This is a genomic window from Modestobacter caceresii (assembly GCF_000761485.1).
In the GTDB taxonomy this organism is placed as follows: Bacteria; Actinomycetota; Actinomycetes; order Mycobacteriales; family Geodermatophilaceae; genus Modestobacter; species Modestobacter caceresii.
The window spans coordinates 1-1,851 of the sequence record NZ_JPMX01000090.1; the positions used below are offsets into that span (position 1 = coordinate 1).

Sequence of the window (1,851 nt, forward strand, 5' to 3'; positions counted from 1 at the left end):
TCCAGGGCGACACCTCCGGTGCGGTGTCGGCGATCGGCCGGATCAGCGAGATCATCGGGTCGATCAACGACTTCCAGCTCACCATCGCCAGTGCGGTGGAGGAGCAGACCGCGACCACCAACGAGATGTCCCGGTCGGTGCAGGAAGCCGCCGGCGGCTCCACCGAGATCGCCACCAACATCACCGGGGTCTCCACGGCGGCGTCGTCCACCACCCAGGCGCTGGGCCAGACCCGGCAGGCCGTCGACGAGCTGTCCCGCATGGCCAGCGACCTGCGCACCACGGTGGCCCGCTTCTCCTACTGAAAGGACCTCGCTGCCCCCACCACTCGCGAGCTCGCGGTGGGGCCCTGCAGCGAGGCCTGACCCGCACGACTTCCGCGGCCGCTGTCTCGCCCCCTTCCCCGGGCGAGGCGGCGGCCGCGGTCCCTTTTCCTGTCTCGCTCCCGAGTCGACAAAGAGCCGGTCGAGTGCGTTCGTCGACCATTCTCGGCGCCGTGTCACGACACGTGCGTCACAGTGATACCGGCCATTACCGGATCCACCACCATGGCTCGTGCACCACCCTCGGGAGACGCCAGGACGACGTCGTGCGGGCTGATCCGAGAAATGCGATCCACCGTCGACCCGGAGAACGCAACGCACTGTTCCCGGACTGGTGCAATCGTTCTCATCCGCGCCTCACCGCCGTTCCTGACCAGGAGACCCGCCATGCACTCCCCCGCCCCGACCGGTCCACTGAGCTGGTTCGCCGACCGCCGGCTCGCCGTGAAGTTCGGCATCATGATCGGCGTCGTCGTCCTCGCCTTCGGTGCCCTGCTGACCGCGACGCTGACCTCGAACGCCACCGTCCGCAGCGCCAGCGAGCACCTCGACCGGCTCGACCAGGCCGCGGAGCTGGTGCTCCAGCTCGACACCCGGGCCAGCGAGCTGAAGGTGGACGGCCTCAAGGCCCTGGTGAGCCCGTCGCCGTCCGACCAACTGGTGGACGTGGCCGACGACGTCGCGACGGCGGAGGCCCTGCTGGCCGAGCTGCGGGACGTCCCGCTCGGCGGCGCCAGCGCTGCCGCCGCGGCCGGGGTGCAGTCGACCTTCGGTGACTACCAGGAGGCGCTGGCGGCCTTCGTGGAGGCGGCCGTGGCCGACCAGGTCGGCATGCGGGCGCGGTTCGAGGAGATCCAGGCCGCCAACGACCTCACCGATGGGGCGGTCGGCGCCGCGAAGGACGCCCTGGCGGCGGAGTCCGAGGTCGCCCAGGCCGAGCTGGACGCCGCGATCACCCAGGCGGCCCGCACCAGTGAGATCGCTGCGGCCCTGGGGTTGGTGGCGATCCTGGTCATCTGCCTGCTCACCCAGCGTTCGCTGGCCCGGCCGCTGCGGCGGGTGCAGGCATCCCTGGAGGCCATGGCGACCGGGGACCTGACCGTGGACGCCGCCGTCTCGTCCCGCGACGAGGTCGGCCAGATGGCGGTCGCCCTGGGTACCGCGCAGGAGCACCTGCGTGCGGTGATCGCCTCGGTCGCCGCGTCCTCGGATGCGGTGGCGGCGGCGTCGGAGGAGCTGTCGGCGTCCTCGGCACAGATCTCCTCCTCGGCGGAGGAGACCTCGGCGCAGTCCGGTGTCGTCGCGGCAGCGGCGGAGGAGGTGTCCCGCAGCGTGGCGACAGTGGCGGCGGGTGCCGACGAGATGAGCTCGGCGATCCGGGAGATCAGTCAGAGCGTGAACGAGGCCACCCGGGTCGCCGCCCAGGCCGTGGGCGAGGCGGAGACCACCACGCAGACCATCACCAAGCTCGGCACGTCGTCGCAGGAGATCGGCGCGGTCGTGAAGGCGATCACCAGCATCGCGGAGC

General features: G+C 71.4%; 1 protein-coding gene and 1 pseudogene. Both read left to right on the forward strand.

Annotated elements, in window-relative coordinates; translation table 11 throughout:
• Nucleotides 1-305 (forward strand): annotated as a pseudogene (locus IN07_RS25910) (methyl-accepting chemotaxis protein); the annotation flags it as partial.
• 405 nt (nt 306-710) lie between these two features.
• Nucleotides 711-1,851 (forward strand): methyl-accepting chemotaxis protein (locus IN07_RS26765; protein WP_036338371.1); only part of this gene is annotated, 1,141 nt, incomplete at its 3' end.